Raw genomic sequence first — 15,876 nt, 5'->3', positions numbered from 1 at the left:
AACGCCCTTCAACAGGGGTGATCTTTACCGGCTGTTCACCAAGATTTCCTACAGATTGCGGACCGCCAACGGAGGAACAATTTTGTCCGCGAATTCAGCGATCCTGAAAGACTTCCCGGCGCGCTGGTTCCTGTTCTGGATGATTATCCCGAACCTTGCTTTCATGCTGATGTGGTTCGTGGGCGGCCCGCCGATGGTGCCGGTTTTCGCGCTGTGGGCGGTGATTGCCGTGGTCGCCGCGCAATTGCCCTGGACCTGGCCCAAGCGGCTGATCCTGGCAGGGCTGATCGGTTACGCCGCATTCTATTACGTCTGCGTGCTGTTCAACCTCGATACCGGCAAGTTCGATTCACTCCTGCCGTTCCTGCTGGAAATCCAGCCGTTCCGTTCGCCGGAATATATTGTCGCTTTCGTGGTTTTTGTCGCCACCGCCGGGCTGGCCTTGGTCAAGGCACCGAACGTGCGCCGGTTTGCCTCGCCCATGTCCTATTGCCTCGCCGTGTTGGGCACCATGGGCCTGCTCACCGCAGACTACATCGCCACGAAGGACACCCGCAGCACTTACAGCCGAGTGCCGCCCGAAGGCGCGCAGTTCACTTCTGCCAGCACGCTCGCCAGCGTGATGCGGCCGGGCGAGGCTGGGCGTCACCTCGTCATCGTGATGGTGGAAGGCTGGGGCGTGCCCGTGGGCGATACCGAGGAAGCCATCTTCCAGCGGGCCTGGAACCGCCCCGAATGGCGCGATCGCTATGACGTGACCCATGGCGCTGTGCCTTTCTACGGATCCACCACCAGCGGCGAATTGCGCGAGCTGTGCGGCCGCTATGCCGCCTATTCGCAGGTCGGCCAGTTCGCTGGAGAATGCCTGCCCGCGCGCTATCGCGATGCCGGTTATGAGACGTCCGCCTACCACGGCTTCTCGCGCAATTTCTTCTCGCGCGAACAATGGTATCCCCAGATAGGCTTCGACGATTTCGCGTTTCGTGACGACCTGACCGGGCGCGGCATCTCGCACTGTGACGGCGTGTTTGCTGGAGCCTGCGACCGCGAAGTGCCCGCGCTGATAACGCATCGACTGAAACAGGCCGATGCGCCGCAGCTCGTCTATTTCCTTACCCTCAACACCCACCTGCCGATCAAGAGCGACGCCGCGCTGGGCACAGACAACTGCCGCCTTGGCGGAGAGGCATGGGCGCGCGCCAACCCGCAGCTATGCCGTCTGTTCCTGCTGCAGGGCCAGCTTGCCGACGCGCTGGACGCGATGGCGATGGACCCCGACCTGCCGCCGACAGACGTGCTGGTGGTGGGCGACCATTTCCCGCCGTTCTTCGACCGCAATGATCGCAGCCGCTTCCAGCCCGGCGTGGTGCCGTGGCTGTTCCTGTCCAGCCGGGAAAAGTCACCGACGGTAATGGCCGAAACCAGGTATCCAGAAGCGGATAGCTGATTTTTTCGGCATTTCCGGATGTGCGAGTCCTCGCGGCCACACCACACAATGTCGAGTCCTGCAAAGGGCAGGGGACTCAATATCTTGTGGCGGACTCTTTTCGTTCCCTACGAAGGCTGGACAGGTGCGGCCAAATTGCACCTTGACCCGCGGACTCGAAGGACTCACACCCCTGTGGATAAGTGAGGGAAATACTGTTCATGGGCGAATTGACGAAGGTTCGCACGGCCAGGGTCGTGCGCAAGATGAAGGCTCCCGCAGTCGACAAGGCAGACCTGCCATTGGGGCAGATCCTCGATGGCGACTGTGTGGCGGCGATGCGGCAGTTGCCCGACAACAGCGTGGACCTGGTCTTCGCCGATCCGCCCTACAACCTGCAATTGGGCGGCGATCTCAACCGCCCCGACGGCAGCCATGTCGATGCCGTGACCGACGATTGGGACCGGTTCGACAGCTTCGGTGCCTACGATGCCTTCACCCGCGCCTGGCTGGCTGAGTGCCGCCGCGTGCTGAAGCCCGACGGCGCATTGTGGGTGATCGGCAGCTATCACAACATTTACCGCGTGGGCGCGGTGTTGCAGGACCTGGGGTTCTGGATCTTGAACGACATCGTCTGGCGCAAGACCAATCCCATGCCCAATTTCCGCGGCACCCGTTTCACCAACGCGCACGAAACACTTATCTGGGCGAGCCAGGGGGAAAAGGCACGCTACCAGTTCAACTACCGCGCGATGAAAACGCTGAACGACGAGCTGCAGATGCGCAGCGACTGGACTTTCCCGATCTGCTCCGGCGGGGAGCGGCTGAAGGACGATACCGGCCACAAGGCCCACCCGACGCAGAAGCCCGAAGCGCTGCTTTACCGCGTGCTGCTGGCGACGACCGAGGCGGGCGACGTTGTGCTCGATCCGTTCTTCGGCACCGGCACGACGGGCGCGATTGCCAAGCGGCTGGGCCGCGAATGGATCGGCTGCGAGCGGGAAGAAAGCTATCGCAAGGTGGCGCGCGCGCGCATCGACAAGGAACTGCCGCTGGACGAAAGCGCACTCACCACGATGCAGAGCCGCAAGACCCAGCCGCGCGTTGCCTTCGGCGCGGTGGTGGAAGCAGGATTGCTGAAGCCGGGCACCGAGATCTTCGACAAGAAGCGCCGCTGGAAGGCGACCGTGCGCGCCGATGGCTCCATCGAGTGCGGCAAGGAAAGCGGCTCCATCCACCATGTCGGCAAGACCTTGCAGGACGCGCCCAGCTGCAACGGCTGGACCTTCTGGCACTACGAGGCGGGCGGCGAGGTGAAACCCATCGATGCCGCGCGCGGGCTCTATCTGCTGGCGGCGGAGGACTGAGGTTTCCTACCGGGCGTCGGGTGGTCCACTGGGGGCGGGATGACAAGTCCCTCTCGGCCCAGTTCCCGGCCCAAGGTGACACCTTGGACGCGGGCAGTGACACGAGGGGACTTTCTTGCTTCAGGACACTGTTCCATGTGTTCCACATTAGTTGGAAATGACGAGAGACCCTGAATGGCCGACCAGATCTACATCCAGCCGCTGACCTTCGTGCCCGGACCGCAGACCGTGGAGGGTGAGGCCGTGCGGCTGGCGGGCGGCATGGTCTACGCCCGCGAGTTCGCGGTGATGCTGCGGCGCGACGGACAGGTGATCGAACGCCGCATCGTCACGCGCTCCACTATCGACGATGTGCTGGCGGCCCTGCCCGAAGAGGTCGGCGCGGAAGGCGAAGCGCAGTGGTCGAACCTGCGCATGGCGCACACCCCGCTGGAGCTTGGCGCACGCACGATCCGGCTCGACCAGCCGCAGGTGATGGGCATACTCAACGTCACGCCAGACAGCTTCTCCGACGGCGGGGAGTTCATGGACAAGCCCGATGCCATGCAGGCACAGGCTGCCGCCATGCACGAGGCGGGCGCCGCGATCATCGACATCGGCGGCGAGAGCACGCGGCCCGGTGCGAAAGAGGTGTGGGAAGGCGAGGAGATCAAGCGCGTCGAGCCCGCCATTCGTCACTGCGTCGGCATGGGCGCGGCTGTCAGTGTGGATACGCGCCGCCCGGCCGTGATGGAGGCCGCGCTGGATGCAGGCGCGCACATCATCAACGATGTCTCCGCCCTTCGTTACGACCCCCGCAGCCTGGAGTTCGCGGCGTCCTCCGGCGCTCCCGTCGTGCTGATGCACGCGCCGGGCAAGGGCACGGACCTGCATGCGGACCCGGACTATACCAGCGTGGTGTTCGACGTGTTCGACTTCCTGAAGGATGCGCGTGACAGGGCCATCGGGGCAGGGATCGCGCGCGAGAAGATCGTCCTCGATCCCGGCATCGGCTTCGGCAAGTCCCTGAGCGACAATCTCGCCTTGCTCAACGCGCTGCCGCTGTTCCACGCGCTGGGCCAGCCGCTGCTGCTGGGCGCCAGTCGCAAGCGTTTCATCGGCGCGCTCTCGAACGAGGCACCGGCGCACAAGCGGCTCGGCGGCTCGCTGACGATTGCGCAGGTCGGGATGGATGCAGGCGTTCAACTGCTGCGGGTGCACGACGTGGCGGAGACGGTGCAGGCGCGCAACGTATGGCGCGGCTTGCGCGACGCGGCGCTCACTGATTTCGCGATGCTGGGCGAGTGACGCTCAGCGCTCAGCCCGCCAGTTCGCGCTGTTCCTTCAACGATTGCGCGAGGCTGCGCATCACGTCGTCCATTGCCTCTTCAGTCTCCGCGTCATCGCTCGACCCGTCGAACCGCCTAGCTAGGAGTATGGTGCGATTGTCGAAGCCGTAGAACTGGTATTCGGTGCCGGCACCCTCGGCCTCGGCGGTGAAGGCGAAACCATCGGCGCCGTCCAGGCTGACAGCCGGAAGGTCGGCGCTGCCAATACCCTCTTCGGAAAAAGCCGCGCGGTATTCGTCGATCGGGCGGGGCAGCAATGCCAAGGCAAGGCCGATCTCCTGCCGCGCGTTGCACTCGCTCACCTGTCCGGATTCGCCATACCGGCATGCCTGTTCGCCAAGCTGCTGAGCGCGGGCTTCGGGGATCAGCTTGGTGACCGGCATGGACTCTTCGTATGTCGGCGGGATCCGCATTTCGACATCCGCCGCGGTCAGGGCATCCTGGTCGAATTCGTAGGTGAAAGGCCCGAGGGTGCCGCTCTGCATGGCGGCAGATGAACGTGTCGCGAGAGTCTCCGGCGGCTGTTCGCCAGCGCCGGGATCGCTATCCCCACAAGACGCAAGGGCGAGCGAAGCTGCGGCAATTGCCAGTGCGTATCGAGGTTTAACCATGTTGTGAAAGCGCGCCAAATTCACTTGAGTTCCACGCAACTACGCGGCTTTTATGATATTTGTCTATGCAGCGTTGTCGATGCCGAGATCGCTCAGCTTGCGGTACAGCGTCGAGCGCCCGATGCCGAGGCGACGCGCGACTTCGGTCATCCGGCCACGGTAATGGCCGATGGCGAGGCGGATGACATCGGCCTCGATATCTTCCAGCGGACGCAGGTTGCCGTCCTCGGTGTAAAGCTGCACCCCGGCGCTTTCGCGGATGGGGCCATTACGCACCGGTTGTTCAGTTTCTCCGACCAACTCGCGCAATTGCGGAAAATCCTCGGCGGTCAGCGCGTCCCCGTCGCAGAACACGGCGGCGCGGAACAGCACGGCCTGAAGCTGTCGCACGTTGCCGGGCCATTCAAAGGCCCCGAGAAGCCGCAGCGCATCGCCTGTGATGCCGAGCGGGCGCAGGCCCGGCTGCTGGCCGATCTGGTGGAGGAAATAGCGGGCCAGCGCGCCAAGATCGCGGTCGCGTTCGCGCAACGGCGGCAGAACGATGTAGGTGCGCAAAAGCAAAGCCAGCAGTTCGGCGCGGAAATGTCCGGCGGCCACCATGTCCGCCAGCGGAAGGTTGCTGGCAGCGATCACGCGGACATCGACCTTGAAACCGTACTGCGCGCCCAGCGGCTTCACGCTGCCGCTCTCCAGCACCGTGACAAGCCGATCCTGCATTTCCAGCGAAAGCCGGTCGATCTCGTCGAGCACGAGGGTGCCGCCGTCGCAATGCTGGAAAGCACCGTCCTGCCTGTCGAAAGCGCCGGCAAAAGCGCCTTTTTCGTGGCCGAACAGGTGCGATTCGAGGCTGTTGGCGGAAATCCCGGCGATATTGATCATGCGGAACGCCGTTTTTGCCCGCGGGCTGGCGGCCTGCATGGCGCGCACCAGCATTTCCTTGCCGGTGCCACTTTCGCCCTCGATCAGCACATGACCATGTCCGCGCGCGGCCTTGGCCGCCTTGGCCAGCGCATCACGGAAGGCGGGCGCGGTGCCTACCATCGTGTCGAAGTCCAGTTGTGAGGACATCTTCTCCGACATCGGGATAAGTTCGTCGCCCGGTGCCTCCCGCGTGGTTGCGTTGCGCAGGGCCTGCATCAGCCGGTCGGGCGAGACTGGCTTGACCAGGTAATCGGTCGCGCCCGCGCGCATGGCTTCTACGGCCAGTTGCGGGCTGGTGCTGCCGGTCAGCATCAGGATTGGCAGGGCAGGGCGGCGCGACTTGAGTTCTGCGATCAGTTCGCAGGCGCGGTCGCCCGGCACGCTCTGGTCGAGGATTATGGCGGAAAGCTGCATACCCTGGCGGGTGCCCAGCGTCGCAATCGCCGTCTCGCTGTCCTGCACTGACATCATGCGCCAGCCTTCACGGCCTGCAAGCGCGCCGACAAGGCGGCATTGCGCCGGATCCTTGTCGATCAGCATCAGCAGTCGCTGTTCGGGCTCTACCATGCGCGTCCATCCTCTTGGCCCGCCGTTTGCGGGAAGTCGAACCCGTGGCCTAGCAGCAGGGGGTAAAGAGCCGATTAAGGCAGTTCTTTCGCTTTTGTGCACTTGAGCAGACAGGAAAGCAGCGATAGGACATCGGGCAACAGTTCAAACCCCAAAGGGAAGACATACCATGAGCAACCCGCACGACATGAAGGCGGCGAAGGGCACTTACGAGAGCTTTATCGGCACCCTCAAGTGGTCGGTGCCGCTGATCAGCGTCATCGCACTATTCGTCATCATCCTGATCGCCTGAGGCGCCGCATGGGGGGGATGAAAATTGCGGTCCTGAAAGAGCGCGCTGCGGGCGAGACCCGCGTCGCTGCCACGCCCGAAACGGTCAAGAAGCTTGCTGCCCTGGGCGCGAGCCTTGCGGTGGAAGAGGGCGCTGGCGAGGCCGCTGCCATCCCCGACGCCGCCTATGCCGAGGCCGGTGCCGAGGTGGGCCCGGCGGCCAAGGTGGTGACAGGTGCCGACATGGTGATGGGCGTGCAGGCGCCCGACGTTGCCGCATTGTCCGGCGCGAAGCCGGGCGCGTGGGTTGCCGCCACGTTCGACCCCTTCGGCCAGCGTGAACGCGTGGAAGCCTATGCCAAGGCTGGGCTGGAGGCGCTGTCGCTGGAATTCATGCCGCGCATCACCCGCGCGCAGTCGATGGACGTGCTCTCCAGCCAGTCCAACCTTGCCGGATACAAGGCCGTGATCGCGGCGGCGGACCAGTATGGCCGCGCCTTCCCGATGATGATGACGGCGGCAGGCACGATTTCGGCAGCCAAGGTCTTCGTGATGGGCGTCGGCGTTGCGGGCTTGCAAGCCATCGCCACGGCGAAGCGTCTGGGCGCGCAGGTCTCCGCCACCGATGTGCGCCCTGAAACGGCCGAGCAGATCAAGAGCCTCGGCGGTAAGCCGGTATTCGCCGAGGGGCTCGAAGCCTCTGGCGAGGGCGGTTACGCCGCCGAACTGACTGATGAGCAGAAAGCCGCGCAGGCCGAACTGGTGACGAACCACATCGCGAAGCAGGATATCGTCATCACCACCGCGCTGATTCCCGGACGCGCCGCGCCGCGCCTCGTTTCCGACGCGCAGATCGCCAGCATGAAGCAGGGCAGCGTCATCTTCGATCTCGCCGTGGCGCAGGGTGGCAACGTGGAAGGCTCCGTGCCCGATCAGCTGGTCGAGAAGCACGGCGTGACTATCATGGGTTTCTCCAACACACCCGCCCACCTTCCCGCCGATGCCAGCGCGCTGTTCAGCCGCAACCTGTTCAACTTCCTCAACGCCTTCTGGGACGAGGACGCGGGCAAGCCGGTGCTTGACGAAGAAATCGGCGATGCCATCAGGCTCACACGCGCCGGCGAAGTGGTGAACCCGCGTCTACAGGCGGCTTCGTGAAGGGGAAGGGTATCATGGTGATCTTCGTCATCGTGCTCATCCTGGTCGCGATCATCGCCTATATCGGCGGCCAGAACCTGGGGCGCTGGATGACGACGACCGAGAGCGCGGAAGGGGGCGCCTGACAATGGACTTCATATCAATCCTCTCGATCTTCGTGCTGGCGTGCTTCGTCGGCTACTACGTGGTCTGGTCGGTCACGCCCGCGCTGCACACGCCGCTGATGGCGGTGACCAATGCGATTTCCTCGGTGATCATCGTGGGCGGCCTGATCGCCTCGGCGGAGGCAGGCAGCGATGTTGCTAAGTGGCTGGGGCTGGCAGCTGTGGTGCTCGCCAGCGTCAACATCTTCGGCGGCTTTGCCGTTACCGAGCGGATGCTCGCGATGTACAAGAAGAAGGATAAGTGAGCATGTTGTCCTTCCTCGCTCCTGCCGCCGATGTTGGCGCGCACGGTCCGGTAAATCCTTGGGTGGCGCTCGCCTACCTCGTTGCCGGCGTGTTCTTCATCCTCGCCCTTCGCGGGCTTTCCAGCCCGGCGACCAGCCGTGCAGGTAATCGCAACGGCATGATCGGCATGGCCATCGCCGTCATTACCACGCTGGTGACGCACGACATCGCCAACATCGTGGAGATCGGCATCGCCATCTTCCTGGGCGGCATCATCGGCGTCACCATCGCCCGCAAGATCGCCATGACAGCCATGCCCGAACTGGTGGCGGGCTTCCACTCGCTGGTGGGCCTTGCCGCCGTGCTTGTGGGGTGGGCGGCCTACCTCAACCCCGGCGCGTTCGGATTGCTGGTGGGGGACGGCATCTCCGCCGTCAGCAAGGTGGAGATGGGCCTCGGCATTGCCATCGGTGCCATCACCTTCTCCGGCTCCGTGATCGCCTTTGCCAAGCTTTCGGGCAAGATGAGCGGATCGCCGATCCTGCTGCCCGGTCGCCATGTTATCAACTTGGGCGTGCTGGGCGCGATCATCGTGCTGACCGCGCTGTTTGCCCTCGCCGGGCCTGCCGACACCCTGCCGCTGATCGTGGCGGTAACGGTGCTCGCGTTCCTGATCGGCTTCCTGCTGATCATTCCCATCGGCGGGGCGGACATGCCGGTCGTGGTCTCGATGCTGAACTCCTATTCCGGATGGGCCGCAGCGGCGATGGGCTTCACGCTGGGCAACACCGCCATGATCATCACCGGCGCGCTGGTCGGCTCCTCGGGCGCGATCCTCAGCTACATCATGTGCCGCGCCATGAACCGCAGCTTCATCAGCGTGATCGCGGGCGGCTTCGGCGCGGACGACAGCGGCGGCGGCAGCGGCGAACCGCGCGAGCAGCGCCCCTACAAGCAGGGCAGCGCGGCGGATGCGGCCTACATGCTGGAGCAGGCCGAGAAGGTCATCATCATCCCCGGCTACGGCATGGCCGTTGCTCAGGCGCAGCACGCCCTTCGCGAAATGGCGGACCTGCTGGAAGAGCGCGGCGTGGAAGTGAAATACGCCATCCACCCGGTCGCAGGCCGCATGCCGGGGCACATGAACGTGCTGCTGGCGGAGGCCTCGGTCGAATACGACAAGGTGTTCGAACTGGAAGACATCAATTCCGAATTTGCACAGGCCGACGTTGCCTTCATCATCGGCGCGAACGACGTGGTGAACCCGGCGGCCAAGACTGACAAGTCCAGCCCCATTTACGGCATGCCCGTGTTCGACGTGGACAAGGCCAAGCAGGTGTTCTTCATCAAGCGCTCGATGGGGGGCGTTGGCTATGCAGGCGTCGACAACGACGTGTTCTACATGGACCAGACCATGATGCTGTTGTCCGATGCCAAGAAGATGGTCGAGGAAATCGTCAAGGCGCTGGACTGAGGCTGGAACAAGTCAAGCCGATGGCACGTTCGGAACATTGGCGCAGGCCAATCCGGCCAGACGAAATCACATACCTGACCAAACACCAGACGGGGGCATCCTGACCTTGCGCAAACTTGGCCTGATCGGCGGCATGAGCTGGGTTTCGACCCGCACCTACTACGAACGCATCAACCGCTTCGTGCAGCGGCAGGTGGGTGCGACCTCGTCTGCACCGATGCTGATCGAAAGCCTGGATTTTGCGCGCGTCTACCGGGCGCAGAGCAAGGAAGACTGGGAGCACGCCACCGACGTGATCGCCGAGAGTGCGCAGCGCCTGTCCGACGCGGGTGCCGAAATGATCGTGATCGGCGCGAATTCCATGCACAAGGTCTACCGTGACGTGGAAGCGCGCGTCTCCACCCCGATCCTGCACATCGCCGAATGCGTGGGCGAGAAGATGAAGGCCGACGGCATCGAGCGCGCGGCCCTGATCGGCACGCGCAACGTGATGACTGAAAGCTTCTATCGCCGCCGCCTGGTATCGCACGGCGTCGACCTGCTGCCCCCGGACATGAACTACGTCGAGGAACTGGACCGCATCATCTACGAAGAATTGATGGTGGGGCGTGCGACGCGTGATGCGCAGCGTTCCCTGCGCTCCATGTTCACCAACCTGCAGAAGGATGGCGCGCAGGCGGTGATCCTCGCCTGCACCGAATTGCAGCTTGTGGTGGACGTGGATGCCAACATCCTGCCGATCTACGATTGCACGGGCATCCACGCCGATGCGGCGGCCCGGTGGATCATCGGCGAATAATCGGCGGATAATCGGCGACGAACAGCCGCTATTTCGCGGCGTTCCCGCGCTGTTCCCGTTGCCTGCCTGCCTGCGCTCACCTAGCCAGCAGCCATGTCGCCACTAGCCATGTCCCGCGCGCCCTACGCCGCCGATCCCGCAAAGACGCGCGGGCGCGAATTCGACCAGCCGGGCCACGGTGCACGTGGGCCGCGCAGCGCGTTCCAGCGCGACCGGGACAGGATCATCCATTCCATCGCCTTCCGCCGCCTGGCGGGCAAGACGCAGGTCTTCGTCGCGCCCGATGGGGACCATTATCGCGTTCGCCTGACGCACAGCCTGGAAGTGGCGCAGATTGGCCGGGTGATTGCCCGCGCGCTGGGGCTGGACGAGGACCTGACCGAGGCCCTGTGCCTCAGCCACGATCTCGGCCACCCACCCTTCGGCCATCCGGGCGAGAACGCGCTGGATGAAGCCCTGCAAAGACACGGCGGGTTCGATCACAACGAGCACGCCCTGCGCACCGTCATGCGACTGGACGCGCCTTACTGCGATTGTCCCGGCCTCAACCTGACATGGGAAACGCTGGAGGGGCTGGCCAAGCACAACGGCCCGGTCGCGCAGCCGGGCTGGGCGCTGACGGAACTGAACGCGGCTTTCCCGCTGGAACTGTCGCAATGGTCCTCTCTGGAAGGGCAGGTTGCGGCGCTGGCGGACGACATTGCCTACGACAATCACGACATCGACGATGGCCTGCGCGCTGGGTTTCTGGAACTCGACCAGTTGCTGGAACTGGATTTCATCGCCGACCTGTGGCGCGATGTCGAAAAACGCTTCCCCAATGCCCGCCGCGATGAGCAATTGCGCGAAATGGTGCGGTCGCAGATTGGAGTGATGGTGAACGATCTGCTGGAAACGACGCGGGCCAACCTGAAAGGTATCGACAGCATCGAGCAGGTGCGCGGCGCGGGATGCGCGCTCGCCACCTTCTCGCCCGACATGGCGAAGCAGGAACGCACGCTGAAGACTTTCATGTACGCTAATCTCTATCACCATGAGGCGCAGAAGCGCGCCGCGCAGGCCGCCCGCAGCGTCATCGCCAAGCTCTACGTCGCCTACGATCAGGAGCCGGCGCTGATGAATTCCGGCTGGAGCGAGACGCTGCCCGACGCGCAGCCGGAGCGGGCGCGACACATTGCCGATTTCATCGCCGGTATGACGGATCGCTTTGCCATGAACCAATATTCGCGCGTCTATGGCGAGCGGCCGGAAGGGTTATCCAATGTCTGACCCGCGGCGCATCCTGCTGGTGGGAGCGACCGGCCTGATCGGCCGCACCATCATCGCGCGCTCTCCCGATATAGGCGGTATCAGCCTGCAAGGGCTGGCGCGGCGCGAGATTCCATTCCCGCCCGGCGTACGCATGGAACTGGTGCTGGCGAAAAGCGACGAATGGCCGGGGATCATCACCCAGCTGGAGCCCGACGCCATCATCAGTGCGCTCGGCACGACGCGCAAGAAGGCGGGAAGCGACGAGGCATTTCGCGAGGTCGATCACGATCTCGTGCTGGAAGTGGGCAAGGCGGCCAAGGCGGCGGGCGTGAAGAACTTCGTGCAGGTTTCGTCCGTGGGTGCCGATCCCTTCTCCCGCAACGCCTACCTGAAGGTGAAAGGCGAGGCGGAAAAGGATCTGCGTGCCTTGAAACTGCGACGGCTGGATATCCTTCGCCCAAGCCTGCTGCGCGGACAAAGGCAGAATGACCTGCGCCCGCTGGAAAAGCTCGGGCAAGTCGCCGCGCCGCTGGGCGACCTTTTCCTGCAAGGCTCCAAGGCGAAGTATCGCTCGATCAAGGCAATAGACGTGGCCGATGCGGCTCTCGCCTGCGCGATGCAGAAGGCTGGCGGGCAGTTCGTGCACGAGCACGATTCGATAATGCGGCTGATCCGGGACTTCAGGCGCACGCTGGCAGAAAAGGTCGCAACACAGTCGGGCTAAAGCACAACGGGGGGAGGGGGATGCAACGGATTGTCGAGCGCGCCACGGCGCTGTTTGCCGTCTGGACCGTGCTCGGCGTTGGCTGGGCATGGATCGTCCCTGCGCACTTCACATGGATCACCACCACGCAGGTGGCGGGGCAGTCTCTGATCAGCGTGCTGCTCGGCATCATCATGCTGGGCATGGGCCTGACGCTGACTGTGGAAGACTTCGCCCGCGTCCTGAAAATGCCGAGAGGCGTTGCCGCAGGCGTGGTGCTGCAATTCACGGTCATGCCGCTGGCGGGCGTTTCGCTGGCGCTGATGAGCGGGCTGGAGACGGGCCTAGCCGTGGGCCTGATCCTCGTCTCCTGCTGCCCCGGCGGCACGGCCAGCAACGTCGTTGCTTACCTGGCGCGGGCGAATCTCGCGCTATCGGTGACGATGACCATGGCTTCCACACTGGTGGCCATCGTGATGACGCCGCTGCTGACAGGCTGGCTGGGCGGTGTCTTCATCGCCATCGACCGCTGGGCGCTGTTCCAGCAGATGGTGGCGATCGTGCTCGTGCCGGTCGTGCTGGGCGTGGCCATGCGGCGATTGCTGCCCGTCATCACGCGGAAGGTGGCAAAGGTCTCGCCGCTGGTTTCCGTCGTCGTCGTGGTGCTGATCGTGGGTGGCATTGTCGGCGTATCGAAATCGCTGATCGAGGCGCATTTCGGCGTGCTGCTGCTGGCCGTCTTCGCCTTGCATGTCGTAGGCTTCACGCTCGGCTACCTGCTACCACGGCTACTGGGGTTTGCCGCGCCCGAATGCCGCACGCTCAGCATCGAGGTGGGGATGCAGAATTCAGGCTTGGGGGCCAGTCTGGCTTCTGCCCCCAGCTTCGTCAGCCAGTTTTCCAATCCGATGCAGGCGGCGCTCGCGCCTGTGCCATCGGCCATTTCATCGGTCTATCATGTGGTGATAGGCTCATTCCTCGCCGGTATCTGGGCGCGGCAAGCCAGGAGTGAAAACGATGTGGGATAGCCTTTTCGGACTTGCCAACCTCTGGGCCATGGCCTGCTGGGCCGCGCTGATCCTGCTGCCGCGCGGTGCTTTCTTGCAGAGCGTGGTGTTCTACGCTGGCGTGGGGCTGCTGTGCCTTGCTTACGCGGTCCTCCTGGTGCTGGTGACGGGCGGCTTCGTGGACGCGAATGCCGTGGATGGCGGTGGCGGCGCGAATTTCACCACGATTGAGGGCGTGCGCGGCATCTTCATGTCCGATGGCGGGGTGACGGTGGGTTGGATCCACTACCTCGCGCTGGACCTGTTCGCCGGGCTCTGGATTGCCAAGGATGCGGACCAGAAACAGTTCTCGCGCTGGGTGCAGGCTCCCGTCCTGCTGCTGACGTTCGTGGCCGGACCTGCTGGCCTGCTGCTATGGTTCATCATTCGCGAGAGACGAGCACGCAAAACCGGACGCAAGGGAGCACGGATCAGGTCATGAGCAAGAAGTACGCGCCTGCGACAGAGCGTAACCGAGAACCCATCCGGCAAGTGCTGAAGGAGGAACTGCCCGAGCGCGGCGGGCTGCTGCTGGAAATTGCGGCGGGGACCGGCGAACACGCCGTCTACCTCTCGAACGCTTTCCCGCATTGGCAATGGCAGCCTACCGATCCCGATCCCGAGGCAATCGCCTCGATCGCGGTCTGGCGGGACGAAGAGGGGGGCGCAAACCTCCTGCCGCCGGTGCAACTCGATGCGTCCGCGTCCGAGTGGCCGGTGGAGCGGGCCGATGCCATGCTGTGCGTCAACATGACCCACATCAGCCCGCGCGCCGCCACCAAGGGGCTGTTCTCTGCTGCCGGTCGCTTGCTTGACCCTGCCGCGCCCTTGATAATCTACGGTCCGTTCCTTGAAGCCGATGTCGAGACGACGCAGTCGAACCTCGATTTCGATGCCAGTCTGAGAGCGCGCGATCCGCAATGGGGACTGCGCGACCTCTCATGGATAGACGCCGTGGCGGAAGCAAATGGACTACGCCGCACGGCGCGCCACGCGATGCCGGCGAACAACCTGATGCTGGTCTACCGCCGAACGTGAAACGCCCGCCGAAACCAGTCGGCGGGCGCTTGCGACCCTGGAAAAGGGCTCTTTGGGATCAGGTTTCCTCGTCGACGGCGTCGGCGGCGGACTCGAGGTCTTCACCGGCACCGCGAACGGTGTTGCAGGCGGCGGTCGAGAGGACGAAAACGGCAGCCACTACGGCGGTAAGCGTCTTGCGCATGGGGGCTTCTCCTTTTGCGGACCAATCATTTAGGTCACTGCGCCTATCAACCGCCCAGATTGAATCAGGTTCCTGTGGCTTGTCGCTGGTCAACGAATGCGCGGCGGGCGAGGACGTGCTCGCGCCAACTGATGATCAGTCCGGCCAGGATCACCAGCGGAGCGCCGATCCAGGTGGTAAGGGGCGGCAGGTTGCTGAAGAACAGCCAGCCGTAGATCGTCGCCCAGATGATGCTGGAATAGTCCATCACAATCACGCTGGAGACCTTTCCGAACCGCAGCGCGCTGGTAATCATCACCTGTCCCCATGTGCCCGCGAGGCCGATGCCGATCACCAACATCCACTGGTGGGCGGACAGGGGTTCATGCACGAACAGCATGAACGGAAATGTCGCGACGACGGAAGCGGCGGCGAACCAGAATACGATCACCAGCGGCGTTTCCGTGCGCGATAGGTCTCGGATCTGGATGGAAATGAGGGCGATCATGAAGGCCCCGCCCAGAGCCACGGCCGCGCCGTAGAGCGGCAGGTGCCCACCGCCCGGCTGCGCGATAATCACGATCCCCACGAAACCCGCTGCCACGGCGGACCAGCGCCAGATGCCCACGCTCTCGCGCAGCAGGACGATTGACAGGATCACGGCGAACATCGGCGCGGTGAAGCCCAGCGTTGTCGCCTCCGCCAGCGGCAGCAGGATCACCCCGCCGAAATTCAGCACCATGCCCACGATGCCGTAGAGCGCGCGGACCCCGTGCGCCTTCGGCCTGCTGGTGGAAAGCTGCTGCACGATGCCGCCTGCCAACACGGCCCAGCCCAGCAGGATCGGTATGGAAACGAGTTGCCGCCAGAACAGCAATTCGGCGATGTGGATGCCGGTTTCCGACGCCAGCTTGATCAGGGCGGCCATCAGCGCAAAGCCTGCAACGCCTGCCAGCCGCATCAGCAGCGCCAGCATGGGCCGGTCGCTGGAATCGTCTCTTGCGGCGGAAGTCATGCCCCGGGCCATAGGCCCTGGCCGGATGCGATCAAGCGTTGTCAGCGCACGGCGGCTTACCCATATGCGCGCGACCGATGCACCTGCCCGATTTCATCCTCTTCGCCAGTGAAGCGACGATCTACGGAATGTGGGGCGGGGCGCTGCTGGCCATATCCGCCTTCGCCTCATGGCGAGAGCACAGACGGCGAGGGCGCAAGGATATCGACCGCGTGGGCATCATGCCGTGGCGCGATATCGGTGCGCTTACAGGCTTCGCCGGCTTAGCCCTGATGGCCTTTGCCGGAGTTGGGTGGATCGGCGGAGCCTAGATTGTCGGTTTGCGAAAGCGCCTCCGCGCTTTCGTCCTC

General features: G+C 64.1%; 18 protein-coding genes. 14 read left to right on the top strand and 4 right to left on the bottom strand.

Annotation, left to right across the window (positions count from 1 at the left end; all coding sequences use genetic code 11):
* Window positions 1-82 precede the first annotated feature (82 nt).
* The 3 genes from D4Q51_RS04910 (at window position 83) to folP (ending at window position 4,080) form a co-directional block, all read left to right on the top strand.
* A complete protein-coding gene (locus D4Q51_RS04910; protein ID WP_120076637.1) occupies window positions 83-1,447 on the top strand; it encodes a sulfatase-like hydrolase/transferase in 1,365 nt (454 codons plus the stop codon).
* A gap of 200 nt (window positions 1,448-1,647) precedes the next feature.
* Complete coding sequence (locus D4Q51_RS04905; protein ID WP_120076636.1) at window positions 1,648-2,793, top strand: site-specific DNA-methyltransferase; 1,146 nt, start codon at window positions 1,648-1,650, stop codon at window positions 2,791-2,793.
* A gap of 174 nt (window positions 2,794-2,967) precedes the next feature.
* A complete protein-coding gene (folP, locus tag D4Q51_RS04900; RefSeq protein ID WP_120076635.1) occupies window positions 2,968-4,080 on the top strand; it encodes a dihydropteroate synthase in 1,113 nt (370 codons plus the stop codon).
* Between the two features lie 10 nt (window positions 4,081-4,090).
* On the opposite strand, the gene D4Q51_RS04895 is transcribed toward folP, so the two are convergent.
* Both D4Q51_RS04895 and D4Q51_RS04890 read right to left on the bottom strand, forming a co-directional pair.
* Window positions 4,091-4,732: a hypothetical protein gene (locus tag D4Q51_RS04895; protein WP_162925150.1), complete on the bottom strand. Its 642-nt coding sequence runs from the start codon at window positions 4,730-4,732 to the stop codon at window positions 4,091-4,093.
* A 63-nt stretch (window positions 4,733-4,795) separates the two neighbouring features.
* Window positions 4,796-6,220 carry a sigma-54-dependent transcriptional regulator gene (locus D4Q51_RS04890; protein ID WP_120076633.1) on the bottom strand — a complete coding sequence of 475 codons (1,425 nt, stop codon included), beginning with the start codon at window positions 6,218-6,220 and terminating at the stop codon, window positions 4,796-4,798.
* Window positions 6,221-6,389: 169 nt separating this feature from the next.
* On the opposite strand from D4Q51_RS04890, the gene D4Q51_RS16025 reads away from it, so the two are divergent.
* The 10 genes from D4Q51_RS16025 (at window position 6,390) to D4Q51_RS04845 (ending at window position 14,348) form a co-directional block, all read left to right on the top strand.
* Window positions 6,390-6,512, top strand: a complete 123-nt coding sequence (locus tag D4Q51_RS16025; protein ID WP_276309487.1) for a hypothetical protein — start codon at window positions 6,390-6,392, stop codon at window positions 6,510-6,512.
* A gap of 17 nt (window positions 6,513-6,529) precedes the next feature.
* On the top strand, window positions 6,530-7,648 hold the full coding sequence (locus tag D4Q51_RS04885) for an NAD(P) transhydrogenase subunit alpha (RefSeq protein ID WP_120076632.1): 1,119 nt from the start codon (window positions 6,530-6,532) through the stop codon (window positions 7,646-7,648).
* Between the two features lie 127 nt (window positions 7,649-7,775).
* Window positions 7,776-8,057: an NAD(P) transhydrogenase subunit alpha part 2 gene (locus D4Q51_RS04880; protein ID WP_120076631.1), complete on the top strand. Its 282-nt coding sequence runs from the start codon at window positions 7,776-7,778 to the stop codon at window positions 8,055-8,057.
* 2 nt (window positions 8,058-8,059) lie between these two features.
* Window positions 8,060-9,511: an NAD(P)(+) transhydrogenase (Re/Si-specific) subunit beta gene (locus D4Q51_RS04875; RefSeq protein WP_120076630.1), complete on the top strand. Its 1,452-nt coding sequence runs from the start codon at window positions 8,060-8,062 to the stop codon at window positions 9,509-9,511.
* A 106-nt stretch (window positions 9,512-9,617) separates the two neighbouring features.
* On the top strand, window positions 9,618-10,310 hold the full coding sequence (locus D4Q51_RS04870; protein WP_120076629.1) for an aspartate/glutamate racemase family protein: 693 nt from the start codon (window positions 9,618-9,620) through the stop codon (window positions 10,308-10,310).
* 108 nt (window positions 10,311-10,418) lie between these two features.
* Entirely contained in the window at window positions 10,419-11,579 is a 1,161-nt protein-coding gene (locus D4Q51_RS04865; protein WP_120076628.1) for a deoxyguanosinetriphosphate triphosphohydrolase, read from the top strand.
* Window positions 11,572-12,285: an NAD(P)H-binding protein gene (locus D4Q51_RS04860; protein ID WP_120076627.1), complete on the top strand. Its 714-nt coding sequence runs from the start codon at window positions 11,572-11,574 to the stop codon at window positions 12,283-12,285. The genes D4Q51_RS04865 and D4Q51_RS04860 overlap by 8 nt, the downstream gene beginning before the upstream one ends.
* 20 nt (window positions 12,286-12,305) lie before the next feature.
* Window positions 12,306-13,292, top strand: a complete 987-nt coding sequence (locus D4Q51_RS04855; RefSeq protein WP_162925149.1) for a bile acid:sodium symporter family protein — start codon at window positions 12,306-12,308, stop codon at window positions 13,290-13,292.
* Window positions 13,282-13,752, top strand: coding sequence for an ABA4-like family protein (locus D4Q51_RS04850; protein ID WP_120076626.1), 471 nt, complete (start codon window positions 13,282-13,284; stop codon window positions 13,750-13,752). Before D4Q51_RS04855 ends, D4Q51_RS04850 begins: the two co-directional genes overlap by 11 nt.
* Window positions 13,749-14,348, top strand: a complete 600-nt coding sequence (locus D4Q51_RS04845; protein ID WP_120076625.1) for a DUF938 domain-containing protein — start codon at window positions 13,749-13,751, stop codon at window positions 14,346-14,348. Before D4Q51_RS04850 ends, D4Q51_RS04845 begins: the two co-directional genes overlap by 4 nt.
* Window positions 14,349-14,406: 58 nt before the next feature.
* Here the strand turns inward: D4Q51_RS04845 and D4Q51_RS04840 are convergent, their stop codons facing one another.
* Both D4Q51_RS04840 and D4Q51_RS04835 read right to left on the bottom strand, forming a co-directional pair.
* The gene (locus tag D4Q51_RS04840) at window positions 14,407-14,532 is read right to left on the bottom strand and encodes an entericidin A/B family lipoprotein (protein ID WP_120076624.1); all 126 of its coding nucleotides are present in this window, start codon (window positions 14,530-14,532) and stop codon (window positions 14,407-14,409) included.
* A 64-nt stretch (window positions 14,533-14,596) separates the two neighbouring features.
* On the bottom strand, window positions 14,597-15,526 hold the full coding sequence (locus D4Q51_RS04835) for a DMT family transporter (RefSeq protein WP_240624572.1): 930 nt from the start codon (window positions 15,524-15,526) through the stop codon (window positions 14,597-14,599).
* A gap of 77 nt (window positions 15,527-15,603) precedes the next feature.
* Between D4Q51_RS04835 and D4Q51_RS04830 the strand changes: the two genes are divergently transcribed.
* The gene (locus D4Q51_RS04830) at window positions 15,604-15,837 is read left to right on the top strand and encodes a hypothetical protein (RefSeq protein WP_120076622.1); all 234 of its coding nucleotides are present in this window, start codon (window positions 15,604-15,606) and stop codon (window positions 15,835-15,837) included.
* Window positions 15,838-15,876: the final 39 nt, after the last annotated feature.

Source organism: Aurantiacibacter odishensis, assembly GCF_003605195.1.
Classification (GTDB): Bacteria; Pseudomonadota; Alphaproteobacteria; order Sphingomonadales; family Sphingomonadaceae; genus Alteraurantiacibacter; species Alteraurantiacibacter odishensis.
This window is presented reverse-complemented; position numbering and strand designations above follow the sequence as displayed.